Raw genomic sequence first — 25,129 nt, forward strand, 5'->3', positions numbered from 1 at the left:
CCGATTTTGGTTAATTACAGCCCTCTTTTCTACGTGTATCGATAATATAAATAATTTGCCATTTACCATCGATCTTAACCAACTGAAAAGAATTTACCCCACAATGACTAAATTTATCCTTGAAGTAAAATTTATAAGGCGTCCAGGCATTCGCCATATTACCATCTATAGAGATTTGATAATCCAGCAATTCTTCTTTAAAACTGGCATTTTTAGGAATACTCACAATTCCTTTTAAAAAATCAGAAAATGAGGTTTTATGTACTAGCGTATTACCTTGCTGGTCCTCTCCTATCGATTGAGTAACGACATTCTCTGAAACAAGATCTTTCATCCCCACAGCGTCCTGAGCATGAAACGATTCAAAAAAAGAATCGATCGTAGATTTTACATTTTCAGCTTCAGATTGCGCTGTTAAAGTGCTGCATAAAAAAAGCACAATTATGTATAAAATTGATTTCATATAAAACAACGTTAAGATTAGAGAACGATACCTTTGTTGGTATATATTTTTTCTAAATTTAGAACATTCTACAACAGCGGCCTAATGAAAATTAAGAGGTACTTATTAGTTTTTACGATCTATTGCTTCGGAAGTTCTCTTTGTGCTCAACAAACCGAAAAAGAACATTTGCTTATAGGTTACGTATTTGGCGACCTGATGGAAAAAGCCGAAAAATCTATTCAGGCTGATAAGCTTACGCATATTAATTATGCTTTCGCAAATATCGAAGAAGGGAAAATTAATATTGCAGATGAAGATGATCCCAAGCGTTTTAAAAAGCTGAAGAATCTAAAAGCTAAAAATCCATCCTTAAATCTTCTAATTTCGGTAGGTGGATGGGCCAATGCTCCAAAATTCCCAAAAATTGCGAGCAGTGACAGCTCCAGAACGCGATTTGCCAATAGTACACTTCAGTTTTTAAAGAAGTATGATTTAGATGGTATCGATCTCGTTGTAGAATATCCTAAAAATAATGAGTCACAATACTTCTCTCCTGAAAATAAAAAGAATTTTACCTATTTATTAGATGAAATTCGACAAAAATTAGACTCATTTTCAGCAAAAAATAATAAGGAGTATGTACTCAGCATAGCAACTTCAGCAAATAAAGCATACCTAGAAAATATCGAAATCGACAGCATATCAAAAAGCGTAGATTTTATCAATATTATGTGTTATAACTTTCACGACGATTGGAATTCTTCAACTGCACATCATACTAATTTATTGACTTCAGCAGCAAACACTATCAACCAGAATCTAAGTACAGCACAGGTTGTTAAAAATTATATCGAAGCCGGTGCAGATCCTGGAAAACTTGTAATCGGAATTCCGTTTTATGGTCGTGGCTGGAAAAAGGTAGCTCCTAAAAACAACGGATTATATCAATCGGCTTCAGGGCAGGCATTTTCTTTAAATTACACGGCTTTAAAAGACAGTTTACGCACCGGTAAATACCATCGCTATTGGGACGAAACTGCGCAGGCACCCTTTTTGTGGAATGCTACAGACAGGATCTTTATTACCTACGACGATCCTATTTCCCTAAAAAAGAAAGCAGAATTTATCAAAACTGAAAACCTTGCCGGAGCGATGTTTTGGCAATATCATGCAGATGACGGCGAACTTTTGGAAAGTCTTTCAGAAAATCTTAGTACAAATTTAACAAAAGAATAGAATCCCTAAATTCTTGACAATATCTTAATTAGTCTCTCATTAAAACCTTATTTTTACGCATATAAAAAATTAGATTAATGTCTGTTGCTAAAAAAGAATATAAAAGAATTACAGTTAAGTCTTTAGTCGATATGAAAAAGCGTGGAGAGAAAATCTCTATGCTAACCGCCTACGATTACTCGATGGCAAAAATTATGGATGGCGCAGGAATCGATGTGATCCTTGTGGGCGATTCGGCCAGTAACGTTATGGCAGGATACGAAACTACTTTACCCATGACGCTAGATCACATGATCTACCACGCTACAAGTGTTGTGAATGCGATTAACCGTTCTCTGGTTGTTGTCGATCTTCCGTTTGGGACATACCAAAGTGATCCTAAAGAAGCTTTGCGTTCTTCCATTAGAATTATGAAAGAAAGTGGCGCTCACGCCATAAAGTTAGAAGGTGGTAAAGAAATTAAGGAGTCTATTAAACGAATTCTACATGCCGGGATTCCGGTGATGGGACATTTAGGTTTAACACCACAATCTATTTATAAATTTGGAACATATACAGTTAGAGCAAAAGACGAAGAAGAAGCTGAAAAGCTAAAATCTGATGCAAAAATGCTCGAAAGATTAGGTTGTTTTGCTGTAGTATTAGAAAAGGTACCAGCAAAATTAGCTAGAGAAGTAGCAGAAAGTGTGAGCATTCCGGTTATAGGAATTGGTGCAGGAAACGGTTGTGATGGCCAGGTTTTAGTGGTTCACGATATGTTGGGAATGACCAAAGAATTTAATCCGAGATTCCTTAGAAGATATCTAGATCTTTATAGCGAAATGACAGGCGCCTTTCAGCGTTATGCTGAAGATGTGAAAAGTGGTGATTTCCCTTCTGAAGACGAGCAATACTAAAGTTTTTTGCTGAAAAGATTTTTACTGAATGAATACTGCAGAAAAAATAATCGATCGCTTAAACTTACAAGCTCATCCGGAAGGTGGCTTCTTTAAGGAAGTTTATCGAAGCCCCGATCTTATTGAAGCTAATGCTTTGCCTGAAGCTTTTAAAACCGAAAGAAATTATTCGACCAGTATCTATTTTTTGCTGACTTCAGAGAATTTTTCAGCATTTCATAAAATAAACCAAGAAGAGGTTTGGCATTTTTACGATGGCTCACCTCTTCTTTTGTATACCATTTCACCTGCAGGAGAACTTTCAGAAATAAAAATTGGAAGAGATCTTGAAAATGGAGAAGTTCCGCAATATGTAGTTCCAAGAAATTATTGGTTTGCGGCGAAAGTTATTCAGCCAAATCATTTTTCGTTTGTTGGTTGCACTGTGGCACCGGGTTTCGATTTTGACGATTTTACGCTAGCAGAACGGGAAGAACTGACTCAAAAATTTCCGCAGTATAAAGAATTAATTAGCGATTTTACCCGAGAGTAATTCTGATGAAAACAGAACACGAGAATCGTATTTCTAAAAATTATGTTTCGGTCAAAAAAATGTGGGCCGATTTTATAGAAAATCAACCTCAATTTCAGCAAAAAGGAATTCCGGAGTCCTTCTATTTCTGCGATAACCTAAAAGACGCTAACGAATGTGCAGATCTGGTTGTTGAAGGGACAAAAAGAGCAACTGCGCCTTCTCTAAAATGGTTTAAAAGTAATAATATTGAGTTTAGTAAACCAGGTGATCTTTTTATCGTTACCAATTGGGACGGAGTTGCAAAAGCCGTGATCCAGATCGAAAAAATTGAATGTACACCTTACAATAAAATTACACCTAAATTTGCCCAAATTGAAGGTGAAGGAGATCAATCATTAACGTATTGGAAAAAGGTACATAAAGCGTATTATTGCAGAGAACAAAATATTCCTGAAACTGAGTTTGATGAAAATATGATGATCGTTTGTGAATATTTTATATGTATTTATCCTAAAAAATAATGGCGACAGATAAGTTACTTTCTAACAAAGATAATCTACAGGTTTTACACGAAGACAATCACGTGATCATCGTGAATAAGCGTGTGGGTGATATCGTACAGGGTGATAAAACCGGCGATAAACCACTTAGCGAGGTGGTAAAATCGTACATAAAAGAAAAATATAATAAACCAGGGAATGTATATCTGGGTGTGGTGCATCGATTAGATCGCCCAACAAGCGGAATTGTTCTTTTTTCTAAAACTTCTAAAGCGCTACCAAGACTCAATAAGTTATTCCAGCAAAAAGAGGCTAAAAAAACCTATTGGGCGGTGGTAAAAAATAGGCCTCCAAAAGATAAGGATGTCTTAGTGCATTACTTAAAACGCAATCCAAAACAAAATAAATCTTTCGCTCATAAAAATGAAGTTCCAGATAGTAAAAAAGCGATCTTAGAATATCGAATCTTGAAGGAATTGAACAACTATTTTTTATTGGAAATCGATTTACAGACCGGTAGACATCACCAGATTCGTAGTCAGCTTTCAGCGATTGGATGTCCTATAAAAGGAGATTTAAAATATGGTTTTGATCGTAGTAATAAAGATGCCGGGATTCATTTACATGCTCGTAAATTAGAATTTATCCATCCCGTAAAAAATGAACCTGTAAAAGTAATTGCTGAAGTTCCAGACGAACCTTTATGGCAGGCTTGTGTTTAGTTTTTTAGTTTTCAGTTGACAGTTGACGGTTTACAGTTCTTTTAGCATTCAGCTTTCAGCATTCAGCAATTAAAAAAACATCACGAAATTCTACAATCTTAACCTATAGCTTAGAGATTATTTTCAAATTAGCACATAAACATATTTTCAAATTGAATGTTTCAGCTTTCAGCATTAAAAAAACATCTCTCAAATCAACAATCTTGGTCTATAGCTTAAAAATAATTTTCAAATTAAGTCTTTCAACATTTAGTGTTCAAAATAGATCTCTGGTCACTTCTCTATTTTCTCTATTCTAATTAAACCGCAGCAATAACAAGGATTCAACACTTCTTAAGACTTTCCTACTTTTCAAAAACTTGTTTTAAAATTTCGATTTTCGATATTAAATCTTTCACAAAGGCATTATTAAGATTTTCAAATCGTCCATTCTTGAAGTAATTTGGAGAAAGTTTTACTATCCAAAGATTTCATGCAGAAAAGAAAATTTACCAAGATCAATAATTACGGCTTTATTGGGAACTTACAAACCACAGCACTTGTGTCGTTGCAGGGTGACATTGATTTTATGTGTTTCCCAAATTTCGATTCACCCACGGTTTTTGCTAATATTTTAGATCAAGATAAAGGTGGTGGTTTTGCCATAGAACCACTCATCGAAAACCTGGAATACAAACAATTTTATGTAACCAATACTGCCACTTTAATTACACGTTTTTCGTCTAAGGATGGCATGGGTGAAATTTGTGATACGATGGTGGTCGATGAAAAAGATCATAAATTTAAACTCTTAAGAAAAGTCACGACAACTTATGGCGATATTTCGTACCGGGTAAAATGCAACCCAAGATTTAATCATGCCGAAACCAGACATAAAGCGACACAAAAAGGCAATGAAATTTGCTTTTCTACGGGCGACGATAATTTTTTATGCCTAAACAGTTGCCAGGATCTATATATCTCAATGGACGATGGTTTTTCTGAATTTTCTTTAGCTGAAAGAGAATCGACATACTTCATTTTAACCGATTTCCATTTAACCCAAGATCAACAGGAAAACATGCCTTCTTTTGGAGAAAATTATCTTGAAGAAAGTAATAAATACTGGCAAAAATGGGTAAGCAAATCTACCTACAAAGGTCGCTGGGTAGAAACCGTTTTAAGATCTGCCATTACCCTAAAATTGCTAACGTCTCATAAAGAAGGAAGTCTTATCGCTGCACCAACCTTTGGATTACCAGAGAAGATTGGTGGCGAAAGAAATTGGGATTACCGCTATACCTGGATTCGCGATGCTGCATTTGCGATGTATGCCTTTTTAAAACTCGGTTTTAAAGAAGAAGCGAAATCATTTTTTAAATGGGTAGAAAAGTATTGCTTTAAAGATAAAATGGATCTGGTTTATACTTACGATGGTAAAACTCCGCCAGATGAACGAAACCTAGAGCATTTTAATGGCTATAAAAATAGTAAGCCGGTTAGAGTTGGTAACGAGGCCAAAAACCAGATGCAATTAGATATTTACGGAGAACTTATCGATGCTGTATATGTTTATTATTTACACGATGGCCCAATAAAGAAAGATTTCTGGGAAAACATCAAACATCATATAGAATATGTGTGTGAACACTGGAAAGATAAAGACCGTGGAATTTGGGAAATTAGAGGCGATAAAAAAGAGTTTCTACATTCCAGATTAACCTGTTGGGTTGCTCTAGATCGCGGAATTAAACTTGCTGAAGGTAATAATCTTGATTTCCCTAAAGAGAGATGGGAAAAAGTAAGAAAACAAATAAAAGAAAGCATTTATTCCGATTTTTGGAATGAAGAAAAAGAGGCTTTTATTCAGCACAAAGGGACAGATGAAATTGACGCTTCGGCCCTACTCATGCCAATTCTGCATTTTATAGATAAGCATGACGAAAAATGGAAAAAGACACTTAAAGCTATTGAGCGTGAATTAAAATATGATGTTTTGGTGTATCGCTATCGTGCAGCCGAAAATGATGCTGATGGTTTAGAAGGTGAAGAAGGAACTTTTACGATGTGCTCTTTTTGGTATATCGAATGTCTCGCGCTAGGTGATCGTATCGAGGAGGCTGCCGAGAATTTTTCACGGATTTTAGGTTACGGCAATTCGCTTAGATTATTTAGTGAACAGATAAGTAAAAGTGGTGAACAGGTTGGAAATTTTCCGCAGGCTTTAACGCATTTGGCACTTATTAATGCTTGTCTTGAACTGAATAAAAAAATGGATCGAAAAAATAATAGCTAAGATTGTATAATTTCAGCTTACTTTTTAAAACTTCTAAAAATTTCAGTAAAAACAGCAGTCGCGATTAATAGTCCGCCGATAACCGTATTTATAGCGGGAACTTCATTCAGAATAAAATAACCGAGTAAAATTCCGTAAATAGGCTGCGCGCTGCTGATAATACTTGCTGTTGTTGCTGAAAAATACTTAAAACTGCTCACTAAAAGCGTATGCCCAACGGATGTTGTTAATAATCCCAACACTAAAACTGGCGCTAACTGTGACGGAATGACCGATAGATCGAAAAAGAACAAAACCGGAATTAAAAGCGTGCTCACCACAAACATTTGATACAACATTAAGACCGATCCATTGTATTTTGAAGCTTGCTGTTTCATTAAAATATTCCGAAGTGAATATAAAAACGCCGATCCTACACCAAAACATACCGCTATAGTTTGTTGATTATCCAAACTGAATTCGGGCACCAAAAAATATACTCCCAATAAGACCAAAATCCCTAAAAACAGATGTATTCTATTAAAACCTGTTTTTCGAATAAGCGGTTCTAAAAACGTTGTAATTACTGGATAGGTATAAATAGAAAGCATCCCAATAGCCACACTGGATAATTTAAGCGACTGGAAATAGGTAAGCCAATGCGCACACATTAAAACACCGGCAAAAAGAACTTTTAGAAGATCTTTTTTGTTAGAAAAATTCAGTTTTAACCCTTTGATTTTGCAAAAAATAAGCAAGGCCCAAATGGCTATAAAAGATCGCAGGAAAATAATCAAAAACGGACTCAGTTCTATATAGCGTCCAAGAGTTCCCGATGTACTAATAATGATTACCGCTAGATTTAGCTGTAAAATATGTTTTAAATCGGCTCTTTCTTCAACCAAATTATTGCTTTTTAGCGTGCGTATTCGTTTACTTTCTCTTTGATCACATCGGCAACCGGGCGATTATCGATCTTACTTTCTAACCAGGAAATAATATCTAGGTACAAGAAAGCACGACGCTCAAATGGATGATCTTCGTATTGTTTTAGTGTTGCATGGAGTTTTCTAAACTCGTCTTTAATATCAAGCGGACTAACATCTGGAAGATTTCTTAAGAATTTAATCATTTCTTTTTGAACCTCGTGCAGATCGTTCATCCTGATCAAAAACTTATAAGTAGATTTAATAAGTCGTTCTAAATGATAATCCATTCCTGCTTCGTAATGCGCCACAAGACTTAGAATCCTTGAAAAACACATAAGATCTTCACGCATTTCTAAAGATTTATTCTGAATGATCTTCCCTAGATATTGAATACATTTTTTATTGTTTCCGTCCCCAAAATAAAGTGAAGCGATCTTATAATAAAACACCATAATATGATGCTCGTCGATCTTTCCTTTATAACGCTTAATTTTTTGATCGATCTTTTCTACCAGGCCTTCACCACCGTGAAATTCGCCTTTCATAAATCTTAAGTTGAGCTTATTTGCGTACAAATAAAGAAAGGAAAGCGAGGCGATATTATCGTCATCAGGAATTTTTGGATTCTTAAGCGTATCTTCAAAACGATGCAGCACTTTCTCGAAAGTGACGGTATGATTTAAATAGAATAAAGACTCTAATAAATAATGATTCCCCTTTAAATAAAATACTGGATGCACCGAAATTAGATGGTCATTTTCGTTAAAAAGATCGATCCATTTTGAAGAATATCGAAATGCATTCAGGAAATTTTGTGTGATAAAACTATACCATAAATGTGCCTGAAAAAGCCATAATTTCTCTTTGAAACCAAGGTCTGCAAACTCATATTCTGGTAAATTGGTTTCAAAATAATCATGGATAGCAATAGCTTCTTCTTCAGTACGGGCATATCCCATTTTCAGAAAAATTCCATATAACTGAAGCGATAAATTAGATAACTTACTCGAGATCTGATTAAGATTTGTAAGTTTTTCGGTTTGTTTTATTAATATTTCTGCTCTGTTTTCAATACTTCTGGTAATATATTGTGACTCTATAATCTTCTCGAGTTCTAGGATCTCATAAGCTAGATTTTTCTCTTCATAGGCCAAAGCGGTAGCTTTTGTTTTATCTAAAAGCTTCAGGCTTTGCTTATAAAGACCTTTTCGATACAAAATAATCGCGAAATCCAGTTGCTCTCGTATCTGTATAGGAATGCTCTGGTGAGCAGGATTCAGCCTTAAACTAATTAAGATCTGTTTATAAAGATGAGCCTTAATATTTGATAATTGCTGTTTGGTGATATTGGTGTTTTTAAGCACTAATTCTTCATCGTACTTCTTTTGCTTGCTTAAAATCTTAAACAGGTTAAGAAATTTACTGTCTGAATTCACTCCAATTCTTCCAACATACAGCGAAAATTGTCTTTTTTCTGAAGGAGAAAGTGATTTAATTAAAGAAAATAGGTTATCCGTTAAATCGTTGGTCATTGTAACAAGATACTTTTTAAGTAACTGAAAATCAGATATATTACAAAAATATAACTAATTTAATTATCGTAACACTTTAGTGCGCTCACTACGCCAGCAATAGGCTTTATTATACTTTAGTTAAAGATAAAGCAAAAAAAAACTCTTATGAGCGCAGAAAAGGTAGAAATTTTTGACACAACTTTGAGAGACGGTGAACAAGTTCCCGGGTGTAAATTAAATACAGAACAAAAGGTAAAGATTGCGGCAAGATTAGATGAGCTGGGGGTAGATGTTATCGAAGCTGGATTTCCTGTATCAAGTCCCGGTGATTTTAAATCTGTTACCGAAATTTCAAAAATCGCAAAAAACGCTGCCGTTTGTGGACTCACCAGAGCTGTAAAAAAAGATATCGAAGTTGCTGCTGAAGCTTTAAAGTATGCTAAAAAACCTCGTATTCATACTGGTATAGGAACTTCAGATTCTCATATCAAATACAAGTTTAACGCGACTCGTGAGCAAATTATCGAGCGTGCAGTTAATGCAGTTGCTTACGCTAAGAATTTTGCTGATGATGTTGAATTTTATGCTGAAGATGCCGGGAGAACCGACAATGACTTTTTAGCGCAGGTCTGCCAGGAAGTCGTCAACGCAGGTGCAACAGTTTTAAATATTCCAGATACTACAGGATATTGTCTTCCTGAAGAATATGGTAAGAAAATCAAATATTTAAAAGATCATGTAGTAGGCATAGATAATGCAATTATCTCTTGCCATTGCCATAACGATCTAGGTTTGGCCACAGCAAATGCTATTGCGGGAATAACTAATGGCGCACGCCAAATAGAATGTACCATTAACGGTATTGGTGAACGTGCGGGCAATACGGCTTTAGAAGAAGTAGTAATGATCCTTCGCCAACACCCAACTTTAAACTTAAATACAGACATTAATCCAAAATTACTTTTCGAATTAAGTAAAATGGTTTCAAGAGAAATGGGAATGTTTGTACAACCAAATAAAGCCATCGTAGGAGCAAATGCTTTTGCTCATAGCTCTGGAATTCACCAGGACGGCGTGATCAAAAATCGTGAAACCTACGAGATTATCGATCCTGCTGATGTTGGGGTAACAGAATCTGCTATTGTTTTAACGGCTCGTAGTGGTCGTGCGGCTTTAGCTTATAAAGCTAAAAAAGTAGGTTATAATCTTACAAAATTAGAATTGGATACTGTTTATGCCGAATTTCTTAATTATGCAGATATGAAGAAAGAAGTGCTAGATAACGATATTCACGAGATCATGGAGATCTCTAAAAAGAAAATGAAAGCAATCGCTTAACGATATTATTTTAGGTTTCGTTTTTGAAGCTTATATTAACACAGCCCTTGCGCTGTGTTTTAAAATTTAAATAAATGAAAAAGACCCTTTTCGATAAAATTTGGGATGCCCACGTGGTAGAGTCTATTCCGGATGGTCCGGATATTTTATATATCGATCAACACTTAATTCACGAGGTTACTAGTCCGCAGGCATTTAACGAACTAAAAGAGCGTGAAATTCCTGTTTTTCGTCCTAATAAGATCGTTGCGACTGCAGATCATAACACGCCTACAGAAAATCAGCATTTGCCGGTTAAAGATTTACTGTCTAGAAAACAATTGAAAGAATTATCGCAAAATTGCGAAGAAAATAATATTACACTTTACGGTTTAGGACATCCATATAACGGGATCGTTCACGTAATGGCTCCAGAACTTGGTATTACACAACCAGGAAAAACTATGGTTTGTGGAGATAGCCATACTTCCACGCATGGTGCTTTTGGTGCTATCGCCTTTGGGATTGGTACCAGCCAGGTAACTCAGGTTTTTGCTTCTCAATGTTTATTGGTAGAAAAACCGAAAAGATTACGAGTAAATGTAAATGGTGATCTTAAGAAAGGAGTAACGCCAAAAGATGTTATTCTTTATGTAATTAGTAAACTAGGAACAAATTCAGGTACTGGTTATTTTTGTGAATATGCCGGAGATGTTTTTGAAAACATGTCTATGGAAGGCCGTATGACGGTTTGTAATATGAGTATTGAAATGGGAGCTCGTGGCGGACTTATAGCGCCAGATCAAACCACTTACGATTATGTTGAAGGAAGAGAATTTGCTCCTAAAGGTGAAGAATTTGATAAACTGAAAGCCTACTGGGAAACTTTAAGAACCGATGAAGGTGCCGAGTTTGACCAGGAATATTCTTTTGATGCTGAAGATATCGAGCCAATGATCACCTACGGAACCAATCCTGGGATGGGAATTAAGATCACCGGAGCAATTCCGGTAGAAGGAGGTAAAAGTGATGCGAAAGCTTTAAGTTATATGGGCTTTAAACCAGGTGAGAGTTTAATTGATAAGCCAATTAATTATATCTTTATTGGTAGTTGTACCAATAGCCGTATCGAAGATTTCAGAATGGCTGCCAGTTATATTAAAGGGAAGAAAAAAGCAGAAAATGTAAATGCTTTGATTGTTCCTGGAAGTAGACAGGTTGCTGCTCAAATTCAGGAAGAAGGCCTGGATAAAGTTTTTGAAGAAGCTGGATTTAGATTGAGGCAACCAGGTTGTTCCGCTTGTTTAGCAATGAACGATGATAAAATTCCGGAAGGAGAATATTGCGTTTCTACCAGTAACCGTAATTTTGAAGGAAGACAAGGACAAGGTTCAAGAACGATCTTGGCAAGCCCGCTAACCGCAGCAGCAACAGCCGTAGCCGGAAAAATAACCGACTTTACAAAAAGTTTGAATTAATGGAAAAATTCACCACACTACAAGATACAGCCGTCCCATTAGAGGTCGAAAATATAGATACAGATCAAATTATCCCTGCACGTTTCCTTAAGGCAACCGATAAAGCAGGGTTTGGAGAAAATCTTTTTAAAGACTGGCGCTTTGATAAAGAAGGAAAACCGGTAGAAGATTTTACTTTAAATCAGGATCAATATTCAGGGCAAATTTTAATCGCAGGAAACAACTTTGGTTGTGGCTCTAGTAGAGAACACGCAGCATGGGCTTTAAAAGCTTATGGATTTAAAGTGGTTGTTTCCAGTTATTTTGCAGATATTTTTAAAGGAAATGCATTAAATAATGGTTTATTGCCGGTTCAGGTTTCTCCTGAATTTTTAGATGAACTTTTCCTGGCGATCAAAAAAGATAATAAGGAAAGCTTTAAAGTTGATCTTGAAAACCAGAAGATCGAAATATTAAGCAGTGGTAAATCTGAAAATTTTGCCATCGATCCATACAAAAAGACCTGTTTAATTAATGGTTTTGATGATATTGACTTTTTAGTGAGTAAATTAGATGCCATTAAGAAATTTGAAGAGAAACAAACGCAAATGCGTGAAGCTGCGATTCAGTAAATCTGAATCTAAAACTTTTAGAGAAGAAATATTATGAAATTAAAAATAGCCGTATTAGCCGGAGACGGAATTGGTCCAGAAATCACTCAGCAATCTATAAAAGTACTTAAAGCTATCGCAGATCGTTTTGATCACGAATTTGAATTCGAAGATGCTATCGTAGGTGCTGCTGCAATAGATCTTTTAGACAATCCGCTTCCAGAAGCTACTTTAGATCTTTGTAAAAAATCAAATGCTGTTTTATTTGGTGCGATTGGGCATCCTAAATACGACAACAATCCAGATGCAAAAGTAAGACCAGAACAAGGACTTCTAAAACTTAGAAAAGAACTTGGGCTTTTTGCAAATATTCGCCCGGTAACTACTTATGCCAAATTGATAGATCAGTCGCCACTTCGACCTGAGAGAATTCAGGGTGCAGATCTAACAATCTTTAGAGAACTTACTGGCGGAATTTATTTTGGTGAAAAAAGCACAAGCGAAGACGGGCAGAGCGCTACAGATATTTGCACCTATTCTGTTGAAGAAATCGAAAGAATGGCGCATTTAGCTTTTAAAGCAGCACAGCAACGTCGTAAAAAACTGACTTTGGTTGATAAAGCCAATGTTTTAGAAACTTCCCGACTTTGGAGAAAAACGGTAAAGAAAATTGCTGAAGATTATCAGGATGTAGAATTAGATTTCTTATTTGTTGATAATGCTGCAATGCAAATGATCTTAAACCCTAAACAATTTGATGTAATTCTTACAGAAAATATGTTTGGTGATATTATTTCTGATGAAGCCAGTGTTATTGGTGGAAGTATCGGCTTATTAGCTTCAGCTTCGGTTGGTGGCGATAATGCGATGTTCGAGCCAATTCACGGTTCTTATCCACAGGCTACCGGTAAAGGAATTGCCAATCCTGTAGCATCGATTCTTTCCGCAGCAATGTTATTAGATCATTTTGGTCTTGTGGAAGAAGGTGATGTAATAAGAAAGGCAGTGGCTACAAGTATTAAATTGAATGTTTGTACTGAAGATATTAATAAAGATAATCCTTACAGCACTGAAAAAGTTGGAGATTTCCTAGAAGGATTAATTAGCGAATCTGAAAATAATATCAACGACGAAAACCTAAATTTTGGTCAAATGACCATTATTTAATTAGAACTTTAATCTTAATTATATATTTAAAAAGGAGCTGAAATTCGATAATTTCAGCTCCTTTTTTTTTATGAAAAATACTCACTTTTTAAGACACTAAAATAAATCGTATCGCGACGGCGATTGTTCGTCATAAGTGTATGACTTCGCAAAATGCCTTCTTCTGTAAAACCAGAATTCAACAAAGACTTTCTGGCCGCTTTGTTCAAGACATCTGTTTTTGCTTCTACCCGCTCTAACTCTAAAACTTCAAAACAATAGTTCAGCAATAATTCTTTTGCCTGAGTATTATATCCGTTTCCCTGAAAGTCTTTCCCCAGCCAGGTCCAGCCAATTTCGATACGCTTATCCCTTTCAGAATAATTACCGAAACTTGTAGAGCCCATAATCTTTCCTGAAGCTTTCTCAATAATCACAAAAGCTAATCGCTTCTTATCTTTTCGATCTATAACTGCTGAATCGATCCAAGTTCTCAATAACTCAAGATTCGATAAATCTGAGGTAAAATAAAACCACATTTCTGAATCCTGAGTCAGTTTTGAAATTTCATTAAAATCTTCAGATTCCATAGGTCTTAGTAGAATATTTTCGTTGACTAACTGAAGGCTAAAATCCGTCACTTTTAGAGCTTTTTCTTGGCTGCAATTTTATCTAAAGCCAGATTATCCTTACTTCCCAAATGACTGTGTTTTCTGCCTTCTCCCGGTTTATATGTTCCACTTTGAACCTGTCCTCCTATTTCTTTGTAAGCATCTCTAAAACTCGCACCGTCGATCACCAAATCATTAATACTATCTACCGTAAACAGGTATTTATATTTCTCGTCATTAAGATCTATATCCTTAACGATGATCTGCGAAATTGAATAGGAGAATATATCCAAGATCTCTTTTATCCCTTCTACGGAAGTTATACTGTTTTCTTTGATTAACTGATAATCCCTGTGATAACCACTTGGCAAATTATTGGTGATTAAAACCATTTCTGTTGAAATAGCCTGAAGTTTATTCGATTTCCCGCGAATTAATTCAAAAACATCTGGATTCTTTTTATGTGGCATGATCGAACTTCCGGTAGTTAATTCGTCCGGAAAACTGATAAAACCGAAATTCTGACTCATATACAAGCAAATATCCATTGAAAAACGCGCCAATGTATTCGCTAATCCAGCAATTGCTGACGTTACCGTACGCTCACATTTTCCCCGACTCATTTGAGCGGCAACCGAGTTGTATTTTAAAGTTTTAAAGCCCAATTCTTTTGTGGTAAATTCACGATCTATCGGAAAAGATGAACCATAACCCGCCGCTGAACCTAACGGATTTTGATCGGCTACTTTTAGAGCGGCATCTAACTGAAAAAGATCATCTATAAGAATTTCAGCATAGGCGGAAAACCACAACCCAAAAGAAGATGGCATCGCTACCTGTAAATGTGTATAACCGGGAAGCAATTTATCTTTGTATTGCTCTGCAAGGCCTAAAAGGATGTCTATTAATCCTTCTGTTTTTTGACGAATTTCGATTAAATTTTCCTTGAAATATAATTGCATCGCTACCAAAACCTGATCGTTTCGAGATCTTGCTGTATGGATTTTCTTACCTGCATCGCCTAAAACTTTGGTCAGCTCAAATTCGATCTTAGAATGTACATCTTCAAACTCTTCCTCAATCACAAATTCGTCGTTTTCAACTTGTTTTTGAAGTTTTTCTAATTCGGTTAATAAAGCCGGCACTTCATCTTTTTCTAAAATCCCAATCTCTCCAAGCATTTTAGCATGTGCTTTAGAAGCCGTAATATCATATTCAGCAAGATACATGTCCAGTTCACGATCGTTACCAACCGTAAACTTTTCAATTTTTTTATCAATGCTTATTCCTTTATCCCAAAGTTTCATTTCGTAATTCTTTAAGTTTCCCCAATTAATAATATAATTGGATTTTAGTTGATGTCATTCCGAACCTGTCCGTCCGGCAGGCGGACTTGATTCAGGATCTCACATAATCAGGATGAGATGCCGGATCGAGTCCGGCATGACAAAAATAATATTATCATCTCAACGCCTTTTCTAAGAGGGCGATATATTTTTCTATTCCTTCTTCTATTTCGTTCACGTAAATAAATTCGTCTGCAGAATGTGATCTTGTGCTATCTCCAGGCCCTAACTTTAACGAAGAACATTTTAGCATCGCCTGGTCAGATAATGTTGGCGAACCATAAGTCTTCATTCCCAAATCTAATCCTGCTTGCACCAAATCATGATCTAAGGGAATATTAGAAGAATTTAATCGTAAGGATCTTGGCTCAATACTATCTACCGGAGCATTCTCCTGTAAAAAATCACTGATATCCTGGTTAGAATAACAATCGTTTACACGCACATCGATCACCAAATCTACCTTGGCAGGAACTACATTATGTTGCGTCCCGGCATTAATCTGGGTTACGGTTAATTTCACTTCGCCTAATTGCTTAGAAACTTCAGGAAATTTAATCGCTTCAAACCATTTTAAAACTTCCGCAGTTTTATAGATGGCATTGTCATTATTAGGATGCGCTGCATGTGAAGGCGTTCCTTTTACCACCGCATCAAAAACTACCAAACCTTTTTCTGCAACTGCAAGATCCATCAGCGTTGGTTCGCCTACAATCGCCACATCTACTTTTGGCATGATTGGTAACATACAGGCAATTCCGTTTTTACCGTTGGTTTCCTCTTCTGCAGTACCGGCAAAAATGATATTATAATTTAGATCTTCACGATCATAAAACCAGGTAAAAGTCGCCAATAACGAAACTAAACAACCACCGGCATCGTTACTTCCCAATCCAAATAATTTCCCATCGCGAATTTCAGCTTTAAAAGGATCGTTAGTATACGCAGCATTTGGTTTTACCGTATCGTGATGCGAGTTTAAAAGCAAAGTAGGTTTTGCCTCATCGAAAGCTTTATTAGTTGCCCAAACATTATTTAAATGTCTTTGATGCGGAATCTTATGCTGAACAAACCATTGCTCCAATAACTGCGCTGTTTGATCTTCTTCGCCAGAAAATGATTGCGTTTCTATTAAATTTTGAAGTAATTGAAGGGCGTCCTGCTGAAGTACTTTAATTTCCATTACTGAATAATTTTTGTATGCGTTGTATGTTCTTTTAAAGATTGGTGATTTCCAAGATGAATTTTATGCACACCCTGTTCTAAAGCCTCAAAACAATTTTGAAGTTTAGGTAGCATTCCATCAGTGATGACCTGTTTTTCTACAAGCGTTTTATACTGAAGAAAATCTATTTCTTTGATAACCGATTCGTCATCTGAAGCATCTGCAAGCACTCCCTGCTTTTCGAAACAATAATACAGCTCGGTTTCATAAGATTTGCTCATTGCACGTGCAATTTCTGAAGCAATAGAATCGGCATTTGTATTTAGCAACACGCCATCTTTAGTACATGAAATTGCTGAAAAAACCGGTACTACTCCGTCATCTAACAAAGCTCCGATAAAGTCGGCATTCACTTTTTCGATATCCCCTACAAAGCCATAATCGATGTTTTTAACCGGTCTTTTTACCGAAAGAATACTTTGTCCATCGGCGCCGCAAAGCCCAATTGCATTGGTATCCATCGATTGTAATTTCGCAACGATATTTTTATTTATTAATCCGCCATAAACCATGGTAATTACTTTTACCGTATCCTCATCTGTAATTCGGCGGCCATCGACCATTTTGGTTTCATAGCCTAATTTTTCTGAAATCTGAGTTGCCATATTTCCACCACCATGTACCAGAATTTTATGTCCTTCCAGGTTTTTAAAATCTTCCAGAAATTCATCGAATTTGGCGGTATCTTCGATCAATTTTCCTCCTATTTTTACAACTTTTAGTGGTTTCATTTATTTAGTTTAGTAATTGAGTAGTTAGTGTTTCGCTCTTAGTTATTAGCTGTTAGCTTTCAGCGCGACTTCTCGATACAATTTTATATTACGCTATCGCTTCAATAAAATCACTCAAACTGACACTCATTTTCAAATCATGCCATTATCAAATTAACGCATCAGCAAATCATCGCATTAATCCAGTTTTTCCAAAATCTGTTTTAAAACAGCCTGAGCTGCGTAAGTTCTATTATTTGCCTGATGAATTACGACAGAGTTTTCACTATCTAAAACTTCATCTGCAATTACCACATTTCGTCTTACTGGTAAACAATGCATCACTTTCGCATCATTGGTAAGTGCTAATTTTTCCTTCGAAAATGTCCAATTTGAATCTGTAGATAAAACTTCTCCGTATTTCTCATAACTACTCCAATTCTTCACGTAAACAAAATCGGCATCTTTTAAAGCTTCGTCTTGATCGTGATAAACTTTAGTATCATTTAAAACGCGATCGCTTAGATCATAACCTTCAGGATTTGCAACACAAAACTCAACATCCATTTTCTGCATCATTTCAGCAAAAGAATTAGGTACAGATTGCGGCAAGGCTTTAGGATGCGGTGCCCAGCTTAAAACGACTTTTAATTTATCTTTTTTCTTTAATTCGGTTATCGAAATTGCATCGGTTAAAGCCTGTAAAGGATGCCCGGTAGAACTTTCTAAATTCACAACCGGTACACTCGCAAACTTTGTAAAGGCAGTAATTACCTGCTCTTCTTCATCTTTAGTCTTATCTTTTAATCCCGGAAAAGCGCGTACACCAATTACATCACAATATTGCGACAACACCGCAGCAGCTTCTTTAATATGCTCTGCTTTATCTGAATTCATTACCGCTCCATCTTCAAATTCCAATGCCCATCCATCTGCACCAACATTCATCGTAAGCACTTCCATTCCTAAAAGTCGGCCAGCTTTTTCTGTACTTAAACGCGTACGCAAACTGGAATTAAAAAACAACAATCCTAAAGTTTTTCCTTTACCTAAACTGGCGGCTGAGTTTTCTTTTTTAAGCTGAATAGCTTCCTGTATTAATTCATCAAGGTTTTCGATATCGTGAACACTTGTGTAATGTCTCATTGAAATTAGTTGGTTTTTGGTTCCTGTCATTCTGAACTTGTTTCAGAATCTCAATATTATTTTTCTTTATCATAAAGATGAGATTCCGTGTCGAGCACGGAATGACATTATATTTTTAATCTTTTAAATTTGCTAAACTGATCTTTAAAGCTTTGAAAAAGTCATCAAAATGCTTTTTCTCGATATTTAGCGGTGGTAAAATTCTAAGTAAATTCTTATTAGCAGCAGATCCTGTAAAAATTTGGTGCACAAACAACAAATCTTTTCTAAGATTAGCGATTTCGAAGTCGAATTCTAAACCAATCATTAATCCACGACCTTTTATATTTTTTATCTGCGGAATTTCTTTTGCCTGCTCTTTTACATAATCGAACATCGCTGAAGCATTCTGCATTAAATTTTCTTTTTCCAGAATATTTAATACCGATAATCCTGCAGCACAGGCTAAATGATTTCCACCAAAAGTAGTTCCTAACATTCCATATTTTGGAGCGATATTTTTATCGATCAAAACACCGCCTATTGGGAATCCATTTCCCATTCCTTTTGCGATCGAAATGATATCTGGATGAATATGATGCTTCTGAAAGGCAAAAAAGTCGCCAGTTCTACCGTAACCCGCCTGAACTTCGTCTGCAATGATCATCGCACCGTTTTCTTTGGCCAGTTTTTCAATTTGCTGGTAGAAATCGGTTGTTGCTTCATCCAAACCACCAACTCCCTGGATCACTTCAAAAATAATTGCAGCAACATCTCCTTTTTGTAATTCCGAAGCTAAAGTTTCAGCATCATTAAAGGCGATTTTGGTGATTTTATGACCTTTATTAAATGGTGCTTTAATTTTCTCGTTATCGGTAACCGCCACCACTCCAGAGGTTCTTCCGTGGAAAGCATTATCAAAATAGATCACACGATCTTTCCCTGTGGCAAAAGAGGCTACTTTTAGCGCATTTTCGTTAGCCTCGGCGCCGGAATTACATAAAAACAGCTGATATTCTTCGCAACCGGATAATTTACCAAGTTTTTCGGCCAATTCTAACTGTAACGGATTTTTGATCGAATTCGAGTAAAAACCAAGATTACGAACCTGGTTAGAGATCGCATTTACATAAGCAGGATGCGAATGCCCAATAGAAATTACAGCGTGACCACCGTAAAGATCAAGATATTTTTTTCCGTCCTTATCGAAAACAAAAGCGCCTTCGCCTTTTACGGGAGTGATATCAAATAATGGATAAACATCGAAAAGCTCCATATTTATTGTTCTGAAATGTTATTTATTTTTTTGAAAGATGCCTGTAAACCTTTAATTAAAGAAGAACTTAAACCATTGTGCTCCATCTCGTTCAAACCTTCGATTGTACAACCTTTTGGTGTAGTTACTTTATCAATTTCTTCCTCTGGATGTTTGCCTGATTCTACCAGTAAACTCGCAGCTCCTAAACAGGTATTCATCGCAAGTTCCTGTGCATCTTTTGCATCAAAACCAAGTTGAACCGCTCCCTGAGTAGTTGCTCTAATTAAACGCATCCAAAAAGCTATACCACTGGCGCAAATTACTGTAGCGGCCTGCATCTTATTTTCTTTAATGGTAATACTTGTTCCTAAACGATTAAAAATAGCCTCGGCGATAGCGATGCGCTTCTCCCCTTTTTCGTTAGAACACATACACGTCATCGATTTTCCAACAGCGATCGCCGTATTAGGCATTGCTCGAATTATAAACTGATCTTCGCCAATAATAGCTTCAATTCTTTCAATTTTGAAACCTGTGATTGTCGAAATAAGTACGTGCTTATCGGTCAGTAGGTCTTTAATTTCCTCCAGAATTCTTTCTAATTGCTGGGGTTGAACGGCAAAAATTAAAATATCTGAATTTTTAACTGCTTCCTGGTTATCTGAAGTTACCGTAACCTTAGAATATTCTTCGTAAGATTTTATGGCTTCAGTATTCCTTTTGGTTAGGTAAAGCGTGGTAAAGGCATTGTTTACGATAAGTCCTTTTGCGATGGACTTTCCTAAATTCCCGGCACCGATAAGGGCTATTTTCATGGTTTAAGTTTTAGAAATTTGGTTTAGAAATAACTGGCTTTAAGGTGTAATCCTGAATCTTCTGGCAAACCAAAAATTAAATTCATATTCTGTACCGCCTGTCCAGACGCTCCTTTTAACAAGTTATCGATCACGCTGGTGATTAATAATTTATCGCCGAATTTCTCTAATTTCAGCAAACATTTATTCGTATTCACTACTTGTTTAAGATGAATATTCTCTTCAGTTACAAAAGTGAAAGCCGCATCTTTATATTGTTCTGTATAGATCGCTTTGGCCTCTTCCAAACTACCGGTAAATTTGGTATAGGCAGTTGCATGTATTCCGCGTGAAAAATTTCCTCTATTCGGAATAAAATTTACAGTCGCATCAAAATCGGGTTGCAACCATTTTAAACTTTGCCCAATTTCATTTAAATGCTGATGTTCAAAAGACTTATAAGCTGAAAAATTGTTATCTCTCCAGGTAAAATGTGTGGTTGCTGAAAGTGATACTCCGGCTCCAGTAGCTCCTGTAACTGCATTTACATGCCATTCGTCTTCAACTTTCTTAGCTTTTGCTAACGGAAGAATCGCCAAACTAATAGCCGTGGCAAAACAACCAGGATTTGCGATGAAATTCGCTGTTTTGATCGCATCTTTTTTAAATTCAGGTAAACCGTAAACAAAATCGTGATTACCATCCATTCTAAAATCGGTGCTCAAATCAACGATTTTCGTGTTTTTAGAGAATTTATTTTCAGCTAAAAACTTTACAGAATTTCCATGACCAAGACATAGAAAAACGACATCAACTTCAGTATTAATTTCTCCTGAAAATAATAGATCGATTTCCCCGATAAGATCCTGATGCACACCTGAAACCGGAGTTCCTGGTCTTGATGTACTATAGACAAAATCGAGTTTAACTTGCGGATGATACGTTAAAATTCTAACCAGTTCTCCTGCTGTATATCCTGCGCCTCCAATTATTCCTGCTTTGATCATGCTCTTGCTAATTTTGTGATTAATTATTTTCTACCGACTGGTAAATCTTACCAGCGTTTGATAGAATTTTGATAAATCCTTTAGCGTCGTTGGCTGTCCAGGCTTTATTTTCTTCTCCGTAATTACCAAAATTGCTGTTCATTAGATCGTAAGGAGATGAAATTCCGTCTAAAACAAATCGGTAAGGATGAAGGCTTACAAAAACTTTTCCGGTTACTCGCTCCTGAGAACTTTGCAATAAAGCCTCAAAATCACGCATTACAGGATCTAAATATTGGCCTTCATGCAAATGCGTTCCGTACCAATTCGCCACATAATCTTTATGCTGAAGTTGCCATTTACTAAGCGTATGCTTTTCTAATAAATGATGCGCTTTAATAATGATACTTGCAGAAGCAGCTTCAAAACCTACTCTACCTTTAATCCCAATAATGGTATCCCCAACATGAATATCTCTACCAATCGCGTATTTTTTAGCGATCTCTTCAAGAATCTGAATGTTATTTTCTGGCGAATCTTCTTTATCGTTAATAGCCGTAAGTTCTCCTTTTGTAAAACTTAGGCTAATTTTACCAACTTCTTTTTCTGAAAGTTGTGATGGAAATGCAGATTCTGGCAAAGGTTCGTGAGAAGTTAAAGTTTCAGCACCACCAACACTGGTTCCCCAAAGTCCTTTGTTTACTGAATATTTAGACTTCTCCCAGTTCATTTCTACTCCGTTTGCCTTTAAATAATCGATCTCTTCCTGTCGGCTTAATTGCTTATCTCTAATTGGAGTAATAATTTCAATTTCTGGAGCAATGATCTGGAAGATCATATCGAACCTTACCTGATCGTTACCAGCACCTGTGCTTCCATGAGCGATATATTTAGCACCGATTTCCTTCGCATAGTTTATAATTTCGATGGCCTGTACGATACGCTCCGCACTTACAGAAAGTGGGTAGGTATTATTCTTTAAAACATTACCAAAGATCAAATACTTAACGACTTTACTATAAAATGAAGAAACTGCGTCGATATTTTTATAGGTGGTTGCTCCAATCTTTTTCGCATTGTCTCCAATATGCTGAACTTCTTCTTCAGAAAATCCTCCGGTATTCACGCTTACTGCATGAACTTCGAAACCTTCATTAGACAATGATTTTGCGCAATATGAGGTGTCTAATCCGCCGCTGTAGGCAATAACTACTTTTTTCATTTTTATTGGTAAGTTTTAATCTAGTTTATTTTTCTCCTTTTTATAAAAAAGGCTTTGTTTAATATTCTTTAATCGGGTAAAAGTTTTATCGTTAAGGTCGTGGTTTTTCTTTTCTTTTTTCTTTTTCTCAGGATCGTAGAGCATACCTGTACATAAACACATTTTACGCTCGGTACGAGTTAAAATATCGTAATTTTTACAGGTTTGGCAACCTTTCCAAAAGGCATCATCGTCGGTAAGTTCAGAGAAAGTGACAGGTTGATATCCCAGCTCGTAATTTATTTTCATTACGGCTAAGCCTGTAGTGATCCCAAAGATCTTGGCGTTTGGATATTTTTTCCTGGAATAATCAAAAACCGCTTTTTTGATATCTTTCGCCAGTCCCTGATTTCTATAATCGGGATGTACAATTAAACCAGAGTTTGCTACGTACTTCTCGTGACTCCATGTTTCTATGTAACAGAAACCGGCAAACTTTTCACCATCTAAAGCGATAATAGCATTACCATTTTCCATTTTGGTAATCACATATTCTGGCGTACGGCGAGCGATTCCTGTGCCACGAATTTTGGCAGATTCTTCTATAGTTGTACAGATAATCTCGGCAAATTTTGCATGAGATTTATTAGCAATGACAATTTTCATTTGCTAAACGATTATTAAGATTGAAAAAAATAAATTGAAATTCTGACCGAAAGGGGAACCGGACTCACCTAAGTTCCATAAAAATATACACGCACTTACGTGCGGCGGGGAGTGCGGCGACGGCGTACGGGAACAAGAACAACTGCAGGAGTTGACGGCCTGTTAAAACGGGCAATCCAATCCTGTAAACCTTCCATAAGGTTTTCTAAGATTTGTTGTATGTTCAGAGATTTTTTCAAAATAAAAGTTTCAAATAATATTAAAAGAAGATTTATATATAAATATTACCACATGCGTCGCAAAGGGCAGCGATTATTACTTAATATTATTTGACTTAGTGTATTCACAACGTAAATGTAAATTTTATAAACGGATTCTCAAAGACTTTTTTCAATTAAATAATAAACTGAAATAAATCTGGTGTATCATTGAGATATCTTCCATAAAAATTACGCTCTTTCATCCTGTTTATTAGCGGTTCGAAATCGGCTTTATCTTTTAGCTCGATCCCTACCACTGCAGGTCCATTTTCTCTTTCGTGCTTTTTTGAATACTCAAAATGTGTAATATCGTCTGTAGGTCCTAAAACCTTGTCTAGAAACTCCCTTAAAGCACCTGCTCTTTGCGGAAAAGTAACTACAAAATAATGTTTTAAACCCGCATAAAGTAAAGCTCTTTCTTTAATTTCAGCAGTACGGGTAATATCGTTGTTGCTTCCGCTAACGATACACACGACATTTTTACCTTTGATCTCTTCAGCAAAAAAATCTAATACTGAAATTGACATTGCCCCAGCAGGTTCTACCACGATCGCATCCTGATTGTAAAGATCTAGGATCGTCTGGCATATTTTCCCTTCAGGAATCGTGATCATTTGATCTAAATTTTGCTTACATATTTCAAAATTTCGACTTCCCACTTTTTGGACTGCAGCGCCATCTACAAATCTTTCAATATGCTCTAACTCTATCAATTTTCCTTCCTTTAGAGAAGCAGACATTGATGGTGCGCCTTCAGGTTCTACACCAATAATCTTAGTATTAGGAGATAATTCTTTAAAAACCGAAGAAACTCCGGCTAACAATCCTCCACCTCCAAGCGGAGCAAATACATAATCTATCGGCTCGTTGGATTGTTCAAGGATTTCTAATCCTATTGTGGCCTGACCTTCGATCACTTTTTCATCGTCAAATGGATGTATAAAAACAAGATCATCTTCTCCTGCTCTTATCATTGCATTTTTAAAAGAATCATCGAAAGTATCACCTTCTAAAGCAACCTCTACCCAATCACCACCAAACATTTTAGTTTGTGCTACTTTTTGGCTGGGTGTAGTGCTTGGCATATAAATTACCCCTTTAGCTTTTAATTTATTACAGGCAAAAGCTACTCCTTGTGCATGGTTTCCCGCACTGGCACAAATGACCCCTTTCTCTAGCTGATCTTTAGGCAAGCTGGAAATCTTATTGTAGGCTCCACGAATTTTGTAAGAGCGAACCTGTTGTAGATCTTCCCTTTTAAGCATAATATTTGCTCCAAACCTGTTACTATAGGTAAAAGATTCGGCTAAGGGAGTATGAACTACAACTTTAGATATTCTTTCAGATGCCTGTTTAACAGCTTCTATACTCGGTTTATATGTTTGTGCCAATGCAGTATCCATCAA

24 protein-coding genes are annotated in these 25,129 nt (G+C 36.3%); 10 read left to right on the forward strand and 14 right to left on the reverse strand.

The features are described 5' to 3' along the window. Nucleotides 1-10 precede the first annotated feature (10 nt). A complete protein-coding gene (locus INR75_RS16960; protein ID WP_223089725.1) occupies nt 11-463 on the reverse strand; it encodes a nuclear transport factor 2 family protein in 453 nt (150 codons plus the stop codon). 84 nt (nt 464-547) lie between these two features. Here INR75_RS16960 and INR75_RS16965 point away from each other — a divergent pair, with 84 nt between their 5' ends. From INR75_RS16965 to INR75_RS16990, 6 genes are all read left to right on the forward strand, one after another. After that, complete coding sequence (locus tag INR75_RS16965) at nt 548-1,681, forward strand: glycoside hydrolase family 18 protein (protein ID WP_223089726.1); 1,134 nt, start codon at nt 548-550, stop codon at nt 1,679-1,681. 77 nt (nt 1,682-1,758) lie between these two features. Then, nucleotides 1,759-2,577, forward strand: a complete 819-nt coding sequence (panB, locus tag INR75_RS16970; protein WP_223089727.1) for a 3-methyl-2-oxobutanoate hydroxymethyltransferase — start codon at nt 1,759-1,761, stop codon at nt 2,575-2,577. Nucleotides 2,578-2,605: 28 nt separating this feature from the next. Then, entirely contained in the window at nt 2,606-3,109 is a 504-nt protein-coding gene (locus INR75_RS16975) for a cupin domain-containing protein (protein WP_223089728.1), read from the forward strand. 5 nt (nt 3,110-3,114) lie between these two features. Next, nucleotides 3,115-3,612, forward strand: coding sequence for an ASCH domain-containing protein (locus tag INR75_RS16980; protein ID WP_255584578.1), 498 nt, complete (start codon nt 3,115-3,117; stop codon nt 3,610-3,612). Further along, complete coding sequence (locus tag INR75_RS16985; RefSeq protein ID WP_223089729.1) at nt 3,612-4,313, forward strand: RluA family pseudouridine synthase; 702 nt, start codon at nt 3,612-3,614, stop codon at nt 4,311-4,313. The genes INR75_RS16980 and INR75_RS16985 overlap by 1 nt, the downstream gene beginning before the upstream one ends. Before the next feature lie 472 nt (nt 4,314-4,785). Continuing rightward, nucleotides 4,786-6,588 carry a glycoside hydrolase family 15 protein gene (locus tag INR75_RS16990; protein ID WP_223089730.1) on the forward strand — a complete coding sequence of 601 codons (1,803 nt, stop codon included), beginning with the start codon at nt 4,786-4,788 and terminating at the stop codon, nt 6,586-6,588. Between the two features lie 17 nt (nt 6,589-6,605). Here INR75_RS16990 and INR75_RS16995 read toward each other — a convergent pair whose 3' ends face one another. Both INR75_RS16995 and INR75_RS17000 read right to left on the reverse strand, forming a co-directional pair. Then, on the reverse strand, nt 6,606-7,472 hold the full coding sequence (locus INR75_RS16995; RefSeq protein WP_223089731.1) for a DMT family transporter: 867 nt from the start codon (nt 7,470-7,472) through the stop codon (nt 6,606-6,608). 11 nt (nt 7,473-7,483) lie between these two features. After that, nucleotides 7,484-9,028, reverse strand: coding sequence for a hypothetical protein (locus tag INR75_RS17000; RefSeq protein ID WP_223089732.1), 1,545 nt, complete (start codon nt 9,026-9,028; stop codon nt 7,484-7,486). A 147-nt stretch (nt 9,029-9,175) separates the two neighbouring features. Here INR75_RS17000 and INR75_RS17005 point away from each other — a divergent pair, with 147 nt between their 5' ends. The 4 genes from INR75_RS17005 (at nt 9,176) to leuB (ending at nt 13,562) form a co-directional block, all read left to right on the forward strand. Further along, complete coding sequence (locus INR75_RS17005; RefSeq protein WP_223089733.1) at nt 9,176-10,348, forward strand: 2-isopropylmalate synthase; 1,173 nt, start codon at nt 9,176-9,178, stop codon at nt 10,346-10,348. A gap of 74 nt (nt 10,349-10,422) precedes the next feature. After that, nucleotides 10,423-11,805 carry a 3-isopropylmalate dehydratase large subunit gene (leuC, locus tag INR75_RS17010; RefSeq protein ID WP_223089734.1) on the forward strand — a complete coding sequence of 461 codons (1,383 nt, stop codon included), beginning with the start codon at nt 10,423-10,425 and terminating at the stop codon, nt 11,803-11,805. After that, complete coding sequence (gene leuD / locus INR75_RS17015) at nt 11,805-12,416, forward strand: 3-isopropylmalate dehydratase small subunit (RefSeq protein ID WP_223089735.1); 612 nt, start codon at nt 11,805-11,807, stop codon at nt 12,414-12,416. Before leuC ends, leuD begins: the two co-directional genes overlap by 1 nt. 33 nt (nt 12,417-12,449) lie before the next feature. Next, the gene (gene leuB, locus INR75_RS17020; RefSeq protein WP_223089736.1) at nt 12,450-13,562 is read left to right on the forward strand and encodes a 3-isopropylmalate dehydrogenase; all 1,113 of its coding nucleotides are present in this window, start codon (nt 12,450-12,452) and stop codon (nt 13,560-13,562) included. 68 nt (nt 13,563-13,630) lie between these two features. On the opposite strand, the gene INR75_RS17025 is transcribed toward leuB, so the two are convergent. The 11 genes from INR75_RS17025 to ilvA all read right to left on the reverse strand — a co-directional run bounded on the left by INR75_RS17025 (nt 13,631) and on the right by ilvA (nt 25,126). Next, nucleotides 13,631-14,182 (reverse strand): GNAT family N-acetyltransferase, encoded by a 552-nt coding sequence (locus tag INR75_RS17025; protein ID WP_223089737.1) that lies wholly within the window; start codon nt 14,180-14,182, stop codon nt 13,631-13,633. A gap of 2 nt (nt 14,183-14,184) precedes the next feature. Next, nucleotides 14,185-15,459: an argininosuccinate lyase gene (gene argH / locus INR75_RS17030; RefSeq protein WP_223089738.1), complete on the reverse strand. Its 1,275-nt coding sequence runs from the start codon at nt 15,457-15,459 to the stop codon at nt 14,185-14,187. A 154-nt stretch (nt 15,460-15,613) separates the two neighbouring features. Continuing rightward, on the reverse strand, nt 15,614-16,681 hold the full coding sequence (locus tag INR75_RS17035; protein ID WP_223089739.1) for a M20 family metallo-hydrolase: 1,068 nt from the start codon (nt 16,679-16,681) through the stop codon (nt 15,614-15,616). Next, entirely contained in the window at nt 16,681-17,454 is a 774-nt protein-coding gene (gene argB, locus INR75_RS17040; RefSeq protein WP_223089740.1) for an acetylglutamate kinase, read from the reverse strand. Before argB ends, INR75_RS17035 begins: the two co-directional genes overlap by 1 nt. 177 nt (nt 17,455-17,631) lie before the next feature. Continuing rightward, complete coding sequence (locus INR75_RS17045) at nt 17,632-18,579, reverse strand: N-acetylornithine carbamoyltransferase (RefSeq protein ID WP_223089741.1); 948 nt, start codon at nt 18,577-18,579, stop codon at nt 17,632-17,634. A gap of 115 nt (nt 18,580-18,694) precedes the next feature. Then, nucleotides 18,695-19,834: an aspartate aminotransferase family protein gene (locus INR75_RS17050; RefSeq protein ID WP_223089742.1), complete on the reverse strand. Its 1,140-nt coding sequence runs from the start codon at nt 19,832-19,834 to the stop codon at nt 18,695-18,697. Between the two features lie 2 nt (nt 19,835-19,836). Further along, on the reverse strand, nt 19,837-20,631 hold the full coding sequence (gene proC, locus INR75_RS17055) for a pyrroline-5-carboxylate reductase (protein WP_223089743.1): 795 nt from the start codon (nt 20,629-20,631) through the stop codon (nt 19,837-19,839). A 23-nt stretch (nt 20,632-20,654) separates the two neighbouring features. Next, nucleotides 20,655-21,617 carry an N-acetyl-gamma-glutamyl-phosphate reductase gene (gene argC / locus INR75_RS17060; protein WP_223089744.1) on the reverse strand — a complete coding sequence of 321 codons (963 nt, stop codon included), beginning with the start codon at nt 21,615-21,617 and terminating at the stop codon, nt 20,655-20,657. Nucleotides 21,618-21,636: 19 nt separating this feature from the next. Beyond that, the gene (locus tag INR75_RS17065) at nt 21,637-22,818 is read right to left on the reverse strand and encodes an argininosuccinate synthase (RefSeq protein ID WP_092542099.1); all 1,182 of its coding nucleotides are present in this window, start codon (nt 22,816-22,818) and stop codon (nt 21,637-21,639) included. A 15-nt stretch (nt 22,819-22,833) separates the two neighbouring features. Then, a complete protein-coding gene (locus INR75_RS17070; RefSeq protein WP_223089745.1) occupies nt 22,834-23,463 on the reverse strand; it encodes a GNAT family N-acetyltransferase in 630 nt (209 codons plus the stop codon). Between the two features lie 394 nt (nt 23,464-23,857). Next, a complete protein-coding gene (gene ilvA, locus INR75_RS17075; protein WP_223089746.1) occupies nt 23,858-25,126 on the reverse strand; it encodes a threonine ammonia-lyase IlvA in 1,269 nt (422 codons plus the stop codon). Between the last annotated feature and the right edge of the window lie 3 nt (nt 25,127-25,129).

This window comes from Zunongwangia sp. SCSIO 43204 (assembly GCF_019904275.1).
In the GTDB taxonomy this organism is placed as follows: domain Bacteria; phylum Bacteroidota; class Bacteroidia; order Flavobacteriales; family Flavobacteriaceae; genus Zunongwangia; species Zunongwangia mangrovi.